At 62.1% G+C, this 14,002-nt stretch carries 16 protein-coding genes and 1 other RNA gene; 10 read left to right on the top strand and 7 right to left on the bottom strand.

The window, feature by feature from the left end:
- Window positions 1-252 precede the first annotated feature (252 nt).
- The 3 genes from yiaY (at window position 253) to ABNP46_RS14780 (ending at window position 2,648) form a co-directional block, all read left to right on the top strand.
- Window positions 253-1,404 (top strand): L-threonine dehydrogenase, encoded by a 1,152-nt coding sequence (gene yiaY, locus ABNP46_RS14770; RefSeq protein WP_349918783.1) that lies wholly within the window; start codon window positions 253-255, stop codon window positions 1,402-1,404.
- Window positions 1,405-1,540: 136 nt separating this feature from the next.
- Window positions 1,541-1,879, top strand: a complete 339-nt coding sequence (locus ABNP46_RS14775; RefSeq protein ID WP_349918784.1) for an outer membrane protein assembly factor BamE — start codon at window positions 1,541-1,543, stop codon at window positions 1,877-1,879.
- A 133-nt stretch (window positions 1,880-2,012) separates the two neighbouring features.
- Entirely contained in the window at window positions 2,013-2,648 is a 636-nt protein-coding gene (locus ABNP46_RS14780) for an NAD(P)H-binding protein (protein WP_349918785.1), read from the top strand.
- Between the two features lie 105 nt (window positions 2,649-2,753).
- Here ABNP46_RS14780 and ABNP46_RS14785 read toward each other — a convergent pair whose 3' ends face one another.
- On the bottom strand, window positions 2,754-3,113 hold the full coding sequence (locus tag ABNP46_RS14785) for an RnfH family protein (RefSeq protein WP_349918786.1): 360 nt from the start codon (window positions 3,111-3,113) through the stop codon (window positions 2,754-2,756).
- Complete coding sequence (locus ABNP46_RS14790) at window positions 3,106-3,540, bottom strand: SRPBCC family protein (protein WP_349918788.1); 435 nt, start codon at window positions 3,538-3,540, stop codon at window positions 3,106-3,108. The genes ABNP46_RS14785 and ABNP46_RS14790 overlap by 8 nt, the downstream gene beginning before the upstream one ends.
- Window positions 3,541-3,780: 240 nt before the next feature.
- Between ABNP46_RS14790 and smpB the strand changes: the two genes are divergently transcribed.
- Both smpB and ssrA read left to right on the top strand, forming a co-directional pair.
- A complete protein-coding gene (smpB, locus tag ABNP46_RS14795; RefSeq protein WP_025326288.1) occupies window positions 3,781-4,269 on the top strand; it encodes an SsrA-binding protein SmpB in 489 nt (162 codons plus the stop codon).
- 109 nt (window positions 4,270-4,378) lie between these two features.
- Window positions 4,379-4,738, top strand: a transfer-messenger RNA (tmRNA) gene (gene ssrA / locus ABNP46_RS14800).
- An 80-nt stretch (window positions 4,739-4,818) separates the two neighbouring features.
- Here the strand turns inward: ssrA and ABNP46_RS14805 are convergent.
- Complete coding sequence (locus tag ABNP46_RS14805) at window positions 4,819-5,250, bottom strand: GNAT family N-acetyltransferase (protein WP_349918791.1); 432 nt, start codon at window positions 5,248-5,250, stop codon at window positions 4,819-4,821.
- Between the two features lie 176 nt (window positions 5,251-5,426).
- On the opposite strand from ABNP46_RS14805, the gene ABNP46_RS14810 reads away from it, so the two are divergent.
- Complete coding sequence (locus ABNP46_RS14810) at window positions 5,427-5,927, top strand: SRPBCC family protein (RefSeq protein ID WP_349918793.1); 501 nt, start codon at window positions 5,427-5,429, stop codon at window positions 5,925-5,927.
- A 259-nt stretch (window positions 5,928-6,186) separates the two neighbouring features.
- Complete coding sequence (locus ABNP46_RS14815) at window positions 6,187-7,227, top strand: GGDEF domain-containing protein (RefSeq protein WP_349918794.1); 1,041 nt, start codon at window positions 6,187-6,189, stop codon at window positions 7,225-7,227.
- A gap of 82 nt (window positions 7,228-7,309) precedes the next feature.
- Here ABNP46_RS14815 and ABNP46_RS14820 read toward each other — a convergent pair whose 3' ends face one another.
- Both ABNP46_RS14820 and ABNP46_RS14825 read right to left on the bottom strand, forming a co-directional pair.
- Entirely contained in the window at window positions 7,310-7,816 is a 507-nt protein-coding gene (locus ABNP46_RS14820) for a GNAT family N-acetyltransferase (protein WP_349918796.1), read from the bottom strand.
- Window positions 7,817-7,972: 156 nt separating this feature from the next.
- On the bottom strand, window positions 7,973-9,220 hold the full coding sequence (locus tag ABNP46_RS14825) for a GNAT family N-acetyltransferase (protein ID WP_349918797.1): 1,248 nt from the start codon (window positions 9,218-9,220) through the stop codon (window positions 7,973-7,975).
- Window positions 9,221-9,491: 271 nt separating this feature from the next.
- Between ABNP46_RS14825 and ABNP46_RS14830 the strand changes: the two genes are divergently transcribed.
- The 3 genes from ABNP46_RS14830 to ABNP46_RS14840 are packed head-to-tail and all read left to right on the top strand — an operon-like array spanning window position 9,492 to window position 11,937.
- Entirely contained in the window at window positions 9,492-10,310 is an 819-nt protein-coding gene (locus tag ABNP46_RS14830; protein WP_349918799.1) for a DUF3100 domain-containing protein, read from the top strand.
- Window positions 10,307-10,756: a hypothetical protein gene (locus ABNP46_RS14835; protein WP_349918801.1), complete on the top strand. Its 450-nt coding sequence runs from the start codon at window positions 10,307-10,309 to the stop codon at window positions 10,754-10,756. The genes ABNP46_RS14830 and ABNP46_RS14835 overlap by 4 nt, the downstream gene beginning before the upstream one ends.
- A complete protein-coding gene (locus tag ABNP46_RS14840) occupies window positions 10,756-11,937 on the top strand; it encodes a M20 metallopeptidase family protein (protein ID WP_349918803.1) in 1,182 nt (393 codons plus the stop codon). Before ABNP46_RS14835 ends, ABNP46_RS14840 begins: the two co-directional genes overlap by 1 nt.
- Before the next feature lie 315 nt (window positions 11,938-12,252).
- Here the strand turns inward: ABNP46_RS14840 and ABNP46_RS14845 are convergent, their stop codons facing one another.
- Complete coding sequence (locus ABNP46_RS14845; RefSeq protein ID WP_349918804.1) at window positions 12,253-13,212, bottom strand: LysR substrate-binding domain-containing protein; 960 nt, start codon at window positions 13,210-13,212, stop codon at window positions 12,253-12,255.
- Window positions 13,212-13,850: a pyridoxamine 5'-phosphate oxidase gene (gene pdxH / locus ABNP46_RS14850; RefSeq protein ID WP_349918805.1), complete on the bottom strand. Its 639-nt coding sequence runs from the start codon at window positions 13,848-13,850 to the stop codon at window positions 13,212-13,214. The genes ABNP46_RS14845 and pdxH overlap by 1 nt, the downstream gene beginning before the upstream one ends.
- Window positions 13,851-14,002: the final 152 nt, after the last annotated feature.

The following is a 14,002-nucleotide window of genomic DNA, read 5'->3' on the forward strand; positions in this document are numbered from 1 at the left end:
CTCACAGTTTCACGCATTGACAGCAGCCATTTTCATGCAAAACGTTTGCTAACATGATGAATTAATTGAAAAACGTTTTTCTGTTATCAACCCCTTCCCGCCCCTTGTCAAGCCCTCTCTGGGGGTGAATCCACAGAGCGCGATCGAGTCCACAAAGTTGTACATCAGATACCATTGAAGCCTGCCAATCCCGATTGACGCTGTTATTTTGACGCCACACTACTACTTAATGGCTAATCTACGGAGTTCACCATGGCTACATTCAAGTTCTATATCCCGGCGGTCAACCTGATGGGCGCGGGTTGCCTGCAGGAGGCTGCCGCCGACATCAAGGGCTATGGCTATCGCAAGGCGCTGATCGTCACCGATCGCATCCTCAACCAGCTGGGCGTGGTGGCCAAGGTGGCCAAACTGCTGGCGGAGCAGGGCATCGAGAGCCAGGTGTTCGATGACACCAAACCCAACCCCACCATGACCAACGTCGAGCAGGGGCTGGCCATGCTCAGGGCCAACCAGTGCGACTGCGTCATCTCCCTCGGGGGCGGCTCCCCCCACGACTGCGCCAAGGGGATCGCCCTGGTGGCGGCCAACGGCGGCAGCATTCAGGACTACGAAGGGGTGGATCGCTCCGCCAAGCCCCAGTTGCCGCTCATCGCCATCAACACCACGGCCGGTACCGCCTCCGAGATGACCCGGTTTTGCATCATCACCGACGAGGCCCGTCAGGTGAAGATGGCCATCGTCGACAAGCACGTCACCCCGCTGATGTCGGTCAATGACCCCGAGCTGATGCTGGCCAAGCCCGCCGGGCTCACCGCCGCCACCGGCATGGACGCCCTGACCCACGCCATCGAGGCCTATGTCTCCATCGCCGCCACCCCGGTGACCGATGCCAGCGCCATCATGGCCATCCAGCTCGTCGCCAAGCACCTGCGCACCGCGGTCCATCAGGGGGATGATCTGCACGCCCGCGAGCAGATGGCCTATGCCCAGTTCCTGGCCGGCATGGCGTTCAACAATGCGAGCCTTGGCTATGTGCACGCCATGGCCCACCAGCTCGGCGGCTTCTACGACCTGCCCCACGGGGTATGCAACGCGGTGCTCCTGCCCCACGTGCAGGCCTACAACGCCCAGGTGAGCGCCGCCCGCCTCAAGGACGTGGCCCGCCACATGGGAGTGGACGTGAGCGCCATGAGCGACGAGCAGGGGGCCGCCGCCGCCATTGCCGCCATCAAGACGCTGGCCCGGGACGTGAACATCCCCGCCGGTCTGGAGCAGCTCGGGGTCAAGGCCGATGACTTCGACGTGCTGGCCACCAATGCCCTCAAGGATGCCTGCGGCTTCACCAACCCCAAGCAGGCTACCCACGCCGAGATTGTCGAGATCTTCCGCACCGCCATGTAAGCCGTGCGCCAGCTTGCCAAGGGCCGCCTCGCGGCCCTTTTTACTGCCAGTCAGATCAATGGCTTTTTACTTCCGCGCAGGGAGTGGGTATGATTTGCCGAGCTAAAAAAGACTGTATGGATGATCTGAACCCGATATGCGGATGAAACACCTGATTGCCGCGGCCTTGACCGCCCTCACCCTGTCCGGTTGCAGCCTGGTCTATCGCATCGATATTCCCCAGGGCAACTACGTAGAACAAAAGCAGGTCGACAAACTGCGCCAGGGCATGACGCGCGAGCAGGTCGTGTACGTGCTGGGTTCCCCCATGCTGCGCGACGGTTTCGACCCCAATACCTGGTATTACCTCTACGAGTTCACGCCCGGTCGTGGCGACAAGGAGCGCAAGGAGCTGACCCTGAACTTCGTGGGTGACCGGCTCTCCACCGCCACCGGTGACTTCCCGCTCCCGGCAGCCTTCACGACCCCGCTCTGATTGCACACAAAACCGGCCTTGGCCGGTTTTGTCTTTCTGGGGGGTGGAGCCCAGGTTGAAGCATGCGGCGGCTTGGCCCAAGGTTGAAGGGCCCCCATTCACACAGGGCCTCAGTGCCACACCGGGAGATCCCATGAGCCAGATCCTCATCGCCGGGGCCACCGGCCTCATCGGCCGCGCGCTCGTGCGCCAGCTTGGCGCCGACCACGCGCTGACCCTGCTCTGCCGCACGCCAGGGGAGCCTGCCCCGAACCGCCACTGGCTGCCGGTGGATTTTGAGCGACTGGCAGAGGCGGTACTCCCCACCCCGGTCGATCTCGCCTTCTGCTGTCTCGGCACCACCCGCAAGGACGCCGGCTCGGATGCCGCCTTTCGCCGGGTCGATCACGACTATGTGCTGGCCTTCGCCGCCCTCGCCCATCGTCACGGCTGCCGCCGCCTGCTGATCGTCTCAAGCCTCGGCGCCAACCCCCGCTCCCCTGCCCTCTATCCCCGCACCAAGGGGGAGATGGAGCAGGCGCTGCTGGCCCAGCAATGGCAGCGGCTCGCCATCGTCCGCCCCGCCATGCTGCTCGGGGATCGCCAGCCGCCGCGCACCTCGGAGCGACTCATCCAGGCACTCTATCCCCTGGTGAAACCCCTGCTGCGCGGGCGCCTCACCCGCTGGCGCGCCATCGAGGCGAGTCAGGTGGCCCATGCCATGACGGTGCTCGCAAGCCAGGATGACGGCGTGGAGATCGTTGAAAACGAGCGACTGCTGGTGCTGTGACGGCCCCGTTTGGCAGTGCATATCGCTGCCGCATGACCTGAAATCAGTTATAAACGACAAGAGGCGCCATGGCGCCTCTTGTTTATGCTGCAGGAGCAGGGTGTATCAGGCCGGGTCACCCTCGTCCCGCTTGCGGTGCACGTCCGGCCGCCCGCCGGTGACCACGTCGGCCCGTCCCTCTTCCTTGGCCTTTTCGGCCCGCTTCTTGCGCATCTCCTTGGGGTCGGCGATGAGGGGGCGATAGATCTCGATGCGATCCCCGTCCTGCACCGCCTCCCCCCCCTTGACCGGACGGCTGTAGATGCCGAATTTGTTGACCGCGAGATCGATCTCCGGATGTTTGCCGAGGATGCCGGACTGCTCGATGGCGGCCAGCACGCTGGTGCCGGGGGCGACCCGGATACGCAGTACCGTCTGACGTTCGGGCAGGGCGTAGGCGACTTCGATATTGAGCAGATCAGACACCGTAGACCACCTTGGCACGATTGGAGAAGGCCAGCACCATGGAGCTCACCAGCTCGCGGAAGATCTGGCCAAACGCCAGTTCGATGAGTTTGGAGGTGAATTCGAAGTCGAGATCGAACTCCACCTTGCAGGCATCCACATCCAGCGGGGTGAAGGTCCACCAGCCCGCCAGCGTCTTGAAGGGCCCCTCCACCAGCTCCATCTTGATGCGGCGGTTGGCATCGAGCTGGTTGCGGGTGGTGAAGGTCTTGGCGATGCCCGCCTTGGCCACATCCACCGAGGCGGTCATGTAATCCTCCCCCGTCTCGTGAACGCGGCTGCCGACACAGCCGGGCAGGAATTCGGGGTAGGCGTGAACGTCGTTGACCAGCCGGAACATCTGTTCGGCGCTGAACATCACCAGGGCACTGCGAGTAATACGGGGCATGGGGTTTCCTCATCCAATCGGGGCGATTTTATCACCTTGGCGGCCAAAATCCTCCCCCACAACCGTGCACCACCCCGTCATCGCCCGCCATCCTGGCTCGTTTACCCCGCCAACCCGGGGTTGAACGCCCCCAACCGGCCTGAATTGCTCAGAAAGCAGACACTCGAGCGGCTGCGCGTTTTACAGCCGCCGCCGCCCACGTATAATGCGCCTTCATCAACATCGCCTAAGGCCCCCGTCATGAGCAAAAAGAACAGTAAAAACAAAGCCGGGTCCAGCACCATTGCACTCAACAGAACCGCCCGTCACGAGTACTTCATCGAAGAGCGCGTGGAGGCCGGCCTGTCTCTGCAAGGGTGGGAAGTCAAATCCCTGCGGGCGGGCAAGGCCAACATCAGCGAAGCCTACGTCATCTTCCTGCAGGGAGAAGCCTTCCTGTTCGGTTCCAGCTTCCTGCCCCTCAACGCCGCCTCCAGCCACGTGGTGTGTGACCCGACCCGCACCCGCAAGCTGCTGCTGAGCCGCCGTGAACTCGACAAGCTCGAGAGTCTGACCGCCCGTCAGGGCTACACCATAGTGCCGCTGGCCCTCTACTGGAAAGAGTGCTGGGTCAAGGTCGAGATCGGCCTGGTGAAGGGCAAGAAAGAACACGACAAGCGCGAAGACACCAAGGCCCGCGAATGGGATCGGGAAAAGGCGCGCATCATGAAGAACAAGAACCGTGGCTGAACCCTGCGGGGTCGCCCAATAAACCAGCAATCGACCGGCCCAGGCCGGTCGATTGCCATCAACGCCTTGCCATGACAGGTTTTTTGCGTACAATCGCTTTTGACAACTTGGGGCTGATTCTGGATTCGACAAGATTCACGAAACCCAAGGTGCATGCCGAGGTGCGGTAGGCCTCGTTAATAAACCGCAAAAAAATAGTCGCAAACGACGAAAACTACGCACTCGCAGCTTAATAACCTGCGCTGAGCCCTTCTCCCCTAGCTTGCCTGTGTCCTAGGGAAATGGAAGGTCATCCTTCACAGGATCGTGTGGAAGTCCTGCTCGGGGCGGAAGCATTAAAACCAATCGAGCTAGTCAATGCGTGGCGTGTCTCTCCGCAGCGTGTTGGCGAATGTAAAGAGTGACTAAGCATGTAGTACCGAGGATGTAGTAATTTTGGACGGGGGTTCAAATCCCCCCAGCTCCACCAAACGTTTGGAAAGGGCCACTTCGCAGGAAGTGGCCCTTTTTTATGCGCGATTGCCGCTCCTCACACCACCCGGTCCGACGTCACTCTTCGGCGGCCAGCACCAGCCTGCGCCAGGGGCCCGTGATGTCACAGTGGCCGGTCTCGTCCGTGTTTTCCCACCCTAGCCGGTGATAGAACGCCAGCGCCGTGGTGTTGCGGGTGGCGACCTTGAGGGAGGCCGGTTGCCTGGATCCGGCCAGCCCTTCAGCCAGCAGGGCCCGACCGACTCCCTGGCCATGCCAGTCCGCCGATACATAGAGATGGTGCACGAAGCTATCCTGCTCCCAGATGGAGACGAAGCCACAGGGGGAGCCTCCCTTCTCTGCCACCCAGATCCGCTCCCCCCGGGTCTGCTCGGTGAAATCCTCCAGCCGGAACAGGGAGGGTTCAACCCACTCGAAGGTTTGCCGCCTGCCCTTTAAGAACAGCTGTGCCAGCACGGGCGTGTCCGCCGCTCGCATCGCTCTGATCATGAAGACGTCCTTTTTCCTGGTCATTCCCACCCACTTTGCGGTGGATCCCGCCGCCCTGTCAAATGCTCAAAGCAGACCCTCTTGAATACATCTCTGTGACCCAAGGCTGCCTATTTTATCGCCCGAGGGGCTATACTGCCGGGGTCCCATCCATGACTGGTTCGAGGTTCACTGATATGGATAACAAGCAGATCGAAGACAGCATCCTGGTCCCGGCCCACATCGACGATGTCTGGCGAGCCTGGACCACGGAGAGTGGATTGCGCAGTTTTCTGGCCCCTGAATGCCTGATGGTGGCCGAGCCCAACGGCCCGTTCGAGATCTACTTCAGGCCGGATGCGCCATTGGGTGAGCGGGGCAGCGAGGGGTGCCGGGTGATGGCGGTGATGCCTCACGACTTGCTGAGCTTCAGCTGGAATTTCCCTGTCCAGTTCCCCCATATTCGCCAGCAGAAGACCCTCATCAGCCTGCGCTTCGTGCCGGAAGGACAGGGTACCCGCCTCCACTTCCTGCAGACCGGCTGGGCCAACGACCCTGACTGGGAGCGCGGTTATGCCTACTTCCGGGAAGAGTGGCTGGAGCTGAGCCTGCCGAGGCTGCAATACAGATTCACCCACGGCCCCATCGACTGGAACAACCCTCCCAGCCGGCAACAGCTCAAAACCCTGGCACAGTAAGCCGCTCGCTTCGAGGGCCAGGCCCCTGGATGGGCAGCGCGATAAAGCGGACCAGCGACCTCTCACCGAGTCGGGGCAATGCCCTACACAGAATATGTATATATCAATAAAAACAAGCAGATAATGTTAAAAAACTCATCAATGCCCTCTGTTTCATGCGATGATCATCGTCGGCAGAGGATGCCTTTTCTGCACAGTAGCGATATAAAACATAATAACAGCCATCCCCCTGCACCAATCCGGGGAACATGAGGTAGCCATGTTGATCGAGAAAACACTGCTTGAGCAATTCAACATCAATGAGATCGAAATCCAACGCCGGATGGAGCTCTTCAAACTGACTCCGGGTGAGCTGGATCTGCTCGCCGCACAGCAACCCATCATCGAGCGAAACCTTGAGGCCATCGTGGCCAAGTTTTATGACCAGCAAACGGAGTTCGATGAAATCGCGCTGCTCATCGGTGATTCAGATACTCTGCAGCGGCTACGCAGTGCTCAGCGGCGCTATATCCAGGATCTCTTCTCGGGCCATTATGACAACAACTACGTCAACAGCCGGCTGCGCATCGGCCTGGTCCACAAGCGGATCGGGGTCGAACCCAAGCTCTATCTCTCCGCCAGCTGTACCCTCAAATACCTGATTGAAGATGTGCTGGCCGAGCACATGAGCAACCAGACCGACCTGCCGCTGGTACTGCGAGCCCTCGACAAGCTGATCAGCTTCGATACCGCTCTGGTGTTTGACACCTACATCGGCACCCTGCTGAGCGCGGTCGAGAACGCCAAGAAGCGGATGGAAACCTATGCTCGCGAGCTGGAGGAGAAGTCCAAGATCCTGAGTGCCCATGCGGAACGAGACCCCCTCACCGAGCTCTACAACAAACGGGCCATGCAGCGCACCATTGTTCGCGAACTCAATGCCGCCATCCGCCGCAAGAGCTTCCTGTCAGTCATCTACATCGACGTGAACAAGTTCAAGTTCATCAATGACACCTTCGGTCATGCGAAGGGAGATGAGGTCCTGCAGACCCTGGGACAGGCCATCACCGAGAGCTGCCGCGTGTCGGACTTCCCCTGCCGGATCGGTGGGGACGAGTTCTGCGTCATCCTGCCGGAGGCGAGCAAGGCCACCGCCCTGCATATCAGCGATCGCATCGAGGCCGCCTTCACCACCGCCTACCCCGAGTACTCCGTCAGCATCGGCATCTGCGTGACCGGCAATGAGAAATTCGTCACCGCCAACGAGCTCATCGAGGGGGCAGACAAGGCGATGTACGAGGCCAAGCAGCAATCCAGCTGAGGGTTTCCTTCACCCGCCAAAACAAATGCCGCTCCCGGGGGAGCGGCATTGTTGTTCACGGGGTCCTGAGTGCGCCGAGGCGCTACTCCTCTTCCATCTCGTCAAACAGGGGATGATAGAGCACCTCCCCGGCCAGGCCCGCGAGGCCGCCCGGTTGCAGCTCCATCGCCATGAAGCAGTCGGCGGGCACCTCATAGATGCAGTTCAAGCCGAAATCGCTGGCGGGACGAAAACCGAAGCGCGCGTAGTAGGCCGGATCCCCGAGCACCACCACCGCCTTCCAGTCCATCTCGAGAGCCGTGTCCAGCCCCTCGCGCACCAGATCCGAGCCAATCCCCTGCCCTTGCCAGTCCGGATGCACGGCCACCGGTGCCAGACCGAGCCAGGGGCCCTCCTGACCGTTGATGGTGATCGGGCTCAGCATCAGGTGCCCCATGAACTCGTACTCTTCCTCCTCGACCATGGTGACCACGGCGGCCCCGCATTCACGCAGGCGGTTGACCAGATCGGCCTCATCGGATCGGCCAAAAGCGGCGCTCACCAGCTCGTAGACGGGCAACATGTCGCCAGGACGCTCGGTTCTCAACATAGGGCATAACTCCTCGTACAGCAGGGGGGCCATTATTCCACACAACTGGTGCCCGACTTGAATGCCTTTATTCGAAAATGGGAGGCCGGGCTCAGGAAAACGAATGGCGACCGGGGGGATGGCCGTCCGGCCCCGCTCGTTCAACCCGGCATAGAGTCAGCCTTCGGCCCGCCGGGGATCCCGCAGCCCCAGCAGGTAGTCAAGTCCCTGCGCCCCCCTGTCCTTGAGCAAATAGCCCTGCCTGTGGGTCCATGACAAGGGGCCGGGCACCGCCAGCCAGGCGAGAGGATGGCATCGCAGCGCCATTCCCCGCCTTCCCGCCGCATCCAGCCCGGTGGCCCACGCCGGGAGCGGCTCGGTCACAAACAGCGCCAACGCGAGGCAAGGGCCCGCTGGCCCTGCCTCATCATGCACTATGGCCACCGCCACCTCTTCCCTCGCCAGCAGCATCGCCAGTTCGTCACCCATCTCCTCGGGCAGCACCGGCCTGTTGTCCAGCCGCCAGTGGCTCAGCTCACCCTCCTGCTCATCCGTTCCAGCCCTTGTCCCGCAGTGATGCATGCCTATCTTGGCCATCACCCGGCCGGAGGCGAGATTGCCCGGCATGTGGCGGGCCGTCAGGGCGGGCAAGTGCAACTGCTCGAACGCAAATGACTTGACCAGGCTCGCCGCCCGGGTGGCGAGCCCCTGCCCCTGCCAGGGGACCCCCACCCACCAGGCCAGCTCCCCGTTCCAGTGCAGGGAGATGACCCCGAGCAAGGGGGCGAGTTCCGGGCCGCATGGCAGACTCAGCGCCCAGGCTCGGCCAAGGCCGAGGGCGGCCTTGCGCCCACTCAGGGCCAGCCAGTCCCGGGCCGCCTCCGGCGGATAGGGGTGGGGAATGTTGAGGGTATAGCGGGCGATCGCGGCGTCGGCGCAATAGTGCAGGATCTCGGCCTCATCCTCGGGCCGCAGGGGGCGCAGCACCAGGGCTTTCACCCCTGCGGACTCACGCAGCAACGGGATCGACAACCGTCTGGCGAGCAGCCGTTGCAGCACCTCGGCCAGATCGTCGTCGGGGCCCAGCATCAGATCCGCCCCTACGGGCCCCAGGGTGAGCAGGCCGCTCTCCTTGGCCAGGGTCAGCAGGGCGCTGGAGGCGCTGATCAGGATCTGGTGGCTCGGATCCGCCGCCATCAGCGGGGCTTCGTCCCCGTCTAGCCAGGCGGCGAGGAGATCGCTGGCAAAGAGAATGCCATCGGGCGGACAGGCGGCCCAGCGGCTCAGCGCAGGGGACGCTGCCCCCGTTCCCCGCCCTGTCCGGCGGCTTTGCAGCAGCTGCCAGCCATGGCCTTGCGCCTGCCAGGCCTGCAATGCCTCTTGCCAGTGGGGCTGCCAGAGCCCCCCTTCAATCAATAATTCCATCCTCCCCCCAGGTGCGTGCCGCGATGAGCCGGTGCATAACCGTGATCGGGTGGCGCCGCCACGACCGTCCCATGACGGGCAGCATGGCTGACTGCTAACTGACTGTTAACCCACATCTTAATCATGGTTAAACGGCATACCCCATGAAAAAATGCCATATGTCTGCCTTGATGGGAGTCACATTAATGGGGTCTCTGCCTTTCTATCATGGCCATATCATGCACCACCAGCGCGGGTTCATGAATAACCATGCATAACAAGAGAAAAGACTATGCAGCAAACCACTCCCCTCAAGACGGTGTTAGTCAGTACCCTGGCGACCGCCCTGCTGATCTTCGTGGCCCAGTATCTGATTGGAAAACAGGAGATCAGGATCGGCATCGCCATCATCCCCATTTTGCCCATGTTGTTTGCCGTCATCATCGGCATGATCGTCTCCGCCAAACCGGTCAAGGATCGCATCCCCGGCTGGAAGAAGCTCTTCACCGAGAAAGAAGAAGGCTTCTGCGGCAAGATGGTGGGCTTTAGCCTGCTGATCCTCGGCACCCAGTATGCCGGCATGATCATCCCCAACCTCAAGATGATCCTGAGTGTCGGGGTCCCTCTCTTCCTGCAGGAGATAGGCAACCTGCTGCCCATTCTCATCGCCATCCCGCTGGCGGTGAAGTTCGGTTTCGGCCGCCGCGCCATCGGTGCCTGCTCCTCCATCAGCCGTGAACCCTCGGTCGCCGTCATTCAGAGCAAGTTCGGTACCGGCTCCCAGGAGTACATCGGCGTGCTCGCCATCTACCTGTGCGGCTCCGTCATCGGCACCCTCTGGTTCAGCGTGCTCGGCAGCATAGCGCCGCTGACCGGCCTGCATCCCCTGGCTCTCGCCGCCGGTTCCGGGGTCGGTTCGGGCTCCATGCTGAGCGCCGCCTCCGGTGCCCTCATCAACGGTCTGGACGAGGCACTGGCCCAGCAGGTGCTGAGCATCGCCGCCGCCTCCAACCTGCTCTCATCGGCCCTCGGCGCCCTCTCCCTCACCTATCTGGGACTACCCCTTGCCGAGAAGATCTTCGCCATCTCTGCCAAAGGAGAACAAGCATGAAAAGCATCGTGATGGATATGCGGTTCGTCTTCCTGGCGATCCTGCTGGCCATGTTTACCCAGACCCTGACCACCGGCCTGCCGCTGTGGCAGATGGGGGACAGCTTCGTCGCCATGGCCCTGGTGGTGTTCGCCTCCCTGGTGGCCAAGCGCTATCTGCCCTCCTCCCTGCCGGCCTTTGCCTATGCCACCATCATCGGCATTCTCATCTGCCTGCCGGAAACCCCGGTGCGCAGCCTCTTCATCGACGCGGTGGCGAAGATCTCCTTCCTCTCCTGCTGCGTGCCGCTCTTGGCCTTCGCCGGTCTCTCCGTCGGCGGTCAGCTGGAAGAGCTCAAGAAGATGTCCTGGAAGGTGATCCTCATCTTCATGATCGTCTCCACCTGCTGCTTCTTCGGCGCCTCGCTGGTTGCCCAACTCGGCTTCTCCATTCAAGGGATCATCTGATGCACGACTACCATATCGAACCTGACCTGCTTGCCCTGCGTGACTTCAGCTGCGAGGTGCGCCACCACCTGCACAGCATTCCGGAATACTCGGGTGCCGAGTTCAAGACCTCGGCCTACTGCCGCGCCCTGATGGAAGAGTTCGGCTACCGGATCACCGACTACCCGGGCTTCACCGGTTTTCACGGGGATCTGCACATCGACCCCAGCCTGCCCACCATCGCGTTTCGCGCCGACATGGACGGCCTCGAGATGCACGACATGACCGAGGTGGCGTTCAAATCCACCCACGAGGGGATGGCCCACAACTGCGGCCACGACTCCCACATGGCGATCGCACTCACCACCGCCAAGTTCCTGGCCGCCCATCAGGAGATACTCGGCTACAACCTGCGCATCATCTTCCAGATGGCGGAAGAGGACATGCGGGTGCCGGGCGCCGGCAAGATGGTGGAACTCGGCTGCATGGAGGGGGTGGACGAGGTCTATGCCCTGCACAACGACGGCGCCATGGAAACCGGCACCATCAAGTTCAACCAGGGAGTCATGTCCTCCTGGGGCTCGGCCTGGACCCTGGACGTGCACGGCATCTCCGCCCACGGCTCGACCCCCCACAAGGGGCTGGACGCCATCCGCGAGGCGGTGCGCATCATCGAAGACATGGACTACATCGTCGCCAAGCGCACCAGTCCCTTCAGCCCGGCGGTGTTTGGCTGCGGCATGATCAACGGCGGCACCATTCCCAATGCCATCGCCGATCACGTGCAGGCCCGTGGCACCATCCGCGCCATGGACGCCGAGACGGATCAGATCCTCAAAAACAGCTTCAAGGACATGGTCGCCCAGAGCGAGCTGCGCGGCTTCAAGACCAGCATGATCTACTCAGGTTACCCGGCGGTGGAGAACCACGGCGCCGCCTGTGAGCGGTTGCAGCGGGCCGCGAGCGGCGTGCTGCCCGCCGAAGGCATCAATGCCCAGGGCCAGCCCATGACCGGCAGCGAGGACTTCAGCTACATGATCAACGCCACCCCGAACCGCATGGGCGCCATGTTCTTCCTCGGCAGCGGCTGCCAGGCCAAGGGGATCTGCAACTACCTGCATGCCAACCCCTACTACCTGGACGACGACTGCCTGCTCATTGGAGCACAGATCTTCGTCAACCTGGCGACTGGGAACGCCTGATAGACAAGGGGGGATCCGCAACTACCTGCAATGTCCAAACCCCCTGCTACCCGGATGACGACGGCCTGCTGATCGGGGCCCGGATCTTCGTCAATCTGGCGACCCGGGCGGCGTGAGTACGGCCTTGAGCGGTTCGATGCAGGGGGCAAGGCGCCTTCTGTGATCTGAACAGTATCGGCCATTGAACGGCGCTGGATCTTCGTCCATCCGGCAACCATGGCAGATGAAACGCTGCCTGACAGCAAAAAGAGAGGCTAATGGCCTCTCTTTTTTTCGTCATTGGCAGTGGTTTCATCCACTGCATGATGGGCTGGTTCAGAGCCAGGGCAGGGTCGACAGATTGATGGCCGGCGCCTGGTTGATGAGGGTGAGCTGTATGGTCTCCCGGCTCACGTGGGGGGCGAAGCGGTGGATGAAGTCGTAGCTGTAGTCCCGCAGGTGTACGTGCCTGCGCAGACAGATATGAATGGTGCTGGAGGCGATCAGGTGATCGATGTTGAGGGCCACCAGGCTGCCCTTGTCCCCCTCGTCGAAGGCGGAGCTCGCGATCACCCCCACCCCCATGCCGAGACGCACATAGTGCTTGATGATGTCGGTGTCGGTGGCCGTCAGCACGATGCGGGGGCTGAGGCCATGGCGACCGAACGCCTTGTCCATCTTGGAGCGGCCTGTGAAGCCGAACACATAGGTGATGAGGGGATAACGGGCCAAGTCCGCCATGGAGAGCGGCTGACAGTCGATGAGGGGGTGGCCGTGGGGCACCACCACACTGCGCCCCCAGCGATAGCAGGGCACGGTGGCCAGCTCGTCGAACAGGTGCATGGATTCGGTGGCGATGGCCATCTCCACGTCCCCGTTCTGCACCATCTGCGCCAGCTGGGCCGGCGCCCCCTGATGCAGGTGCAGGGTAACCTCTGGGTAGTGGCGGGAGAATCCGCTGATGGCGGTGGGCAGCTTGTAGCGTGCCATGGTATGGGTCGTCGCGATGCGCAGCGCCCCGCTGGTGGCAAGCTGCTCGCAGGAGGAGAGCTGACCAATCTGCTCCACCTGGGCTACCACCCCCTTGGCCAGTTCCATCACCTGCTCCCCCATGGGGGTCAGGCCGATGAGGTTCTTGCCCTTGCGACTGAACAGCGCCAGCCCCAGCTCATCCTCCAGCATCTTCATCTGCTTGCTGAGGGTCGGTTGGGAAGTGTAGAGCTTTTCCGCCGTCGCCGAGATGTTGAAGTTGTTCTTCACTATCTCGGTGAAGTTCTTGAGCCGAGCGATGTTCATCAGGGGGCCAGCCGCTCGATGTGCCAGCCTTCCCCTTCCCGGCTGTAGTAGAAGCGATCGTGCAGACGATGGGCCCCGCCCTGCCAGAACTCCACGGTGTCGATGACCACCCGGTAGCCCCCCCAGAAGCTCGGCAGGGGCACCTCGCCATTGGCAAACTTCTGCTTGAGTTCGAGGAACTTGGCCTCCAGCACGCCGCGGGCCGAGATGCGGGAGGACTGCTGGGAGACCCAGGCCGCGATCTGGCTGTCTTTGGGGCGGCTGTGGAAATACTTCATCACCTCCAGGGCGCCGAGCTTCTCCACCCGGCCGGTTACATGCACCTGCCTGTCCAGGGTGTGCCAGGGGAAGTGCAGGCTGATGCGGGGGTTGCCCTCGAGCTGACCCGCCTTGCGGCTGCCCATGTTGGTGTAAAACACCATGCCCAGGGCGTCATAGTGCTTGAGCAGCACGGTACGCTGCCAGGGCTGGCCGTCCGCATCCACGGTCGCCACCACCATGGCGGTGGGGTCGCTCAGCTTGGCCTCGCAGGCCTGGGCCAACCACTTTTCAAACAGATCCAGCGGCTCGGCCGGCAGATCGGCACGGTGCAATCCCCCCTTGGTGTATTCACGGCGCAGATCGGCTACATCCATCATCTTGATTTTCCTTCTCTCTTTGCCGTTGGCACGGCCATATAGGGGGCATTGTGCGACGAGCGGAGACAGGGTTCAAGCCGCATCCTCCCAAAGGGGGGCCCAAAAAAGCGGGGAGGCCCGTGCCTCCCCGATCCTTGGCCCCACCGGGCCTG

Origin of the sequence: Aeromonas veronii (assembly GCF_040215105.1) — a bacterium.
Classification (GTDB): Bacteria; Pseudomonadota; Gammaproteobacteria; order Enterobacterales; family Aeromonadaceae; genus Aeromonas; species Aeromonas veronii_G.

Excerpts from the sequence above, each read along its gene's own strand:
- ABNP46_RS14820 (WP_349918796.1), bottom strand. The coding sequence starts at position 7,816 with ATGTTGAGAACCGAGCGTCCTGGCGACATGTTGCCCGTCTACGAGCTG.
- ABNP46_RS14835 (WP_349918801.1), top strand. The coding sequence starts at position 10,307 with ATGAAAAGCATCGTGATGGATATGCGGTTCGTCTTCCTGGCGATCCTG.
- yiaY (WP_349918783.1), top strand. The coding sequence starts at position 253 with ATGGCTACATTCAAGTTCTATATCCCGGCGGTCAACCTGATGGGCGCG.
- ABNP46_RS14780 (WP_349918785.1), top strand. The coding sequence starts at position 2,013 with ATGAGCCAGATCCTCATCGCCGGGGCCACCGGCCTCATCGGCCGCGCG.
- ABNP46_RS14790 (WP_349918788.1), bottom strand. The coding sequence starts at position 3,540 with ATGCCCCGTATTACTCGCAGTGCCCTGGTGATGTTCAGCGCCGAACAG.
- ABNP46_RS14815 (WP_349918794.1), top strand. The coding sequence starts at position 6,187 with ATGTTGATCGAGAAAACACTGCTTGAGCAATTCAACATCAATGAGATC.
- pdxH (WP_349918805.1), bottom strand. The coding sequence starts at position 13,850 with ATGATGGATGTAGCCGATCTGCGCCGTGAATACACCAAGGGGGGATTG.
- ABNP46_RS14805 (WP_349918791.1), bottom strand. The coding sequence starts at position 5,250 with ATGATCAGAGCGATGCGAGCGGCGGACACGCCCGTGCTGGCACAGCTG.
- ABNP46_RS14825 (WP_349918797.1), bottom strand. The coding sequence starts at position 9,220 with ATGGAATTATTGATTGAAGGGGGGCTCTGGCAGCCCCACTGGCAAGAG.
- ABNP46_RS14810 (WP_349918793.1), top strand. The coding sequence starts at position 5,427 with ATGGATAACAAGCAGATCGAAGACAGCATCCTGGTCCCGGCCCACATC.
- ABNP46_RS14775 (WP_349918784.1), top strand. The coding sequence starts at position 1,541 with ATGCGGATGAAACACCTGATTGCCGCGGCCTTGACCGCCCTCACCCTG.
- smpB (WP_025326288.1), top strand. The coding sequence starts at position 3,781 with ATGAGCAAAAAGAACAGTAAAAACAAAGCCGGGTCCAGCACCATTGCA.
- ABNP46_RS14845 (WP_349918804.1), bottom strand. The coding sequence starts at position 13,212 with ATGAACATCGCTCGGCTCAAGAACTTCACCGAGATAGTGAAGAACAAC.
- ABNP46_RS14840 (WP_349918803.1), top strand. The coding sequence starts at position 10,756 with ATGCACGACTACCATATCGAACCTGACCTGCTTGCCCTGCGTGACTTC.
- ABNP46_RS14830 (WP_349918799.1), top strand. The coding sequence starts at position 9,492 with ATGCAGCAAACCACTCCCCTCAAGACGGTGTTAGTCAGTACCCTGGCG.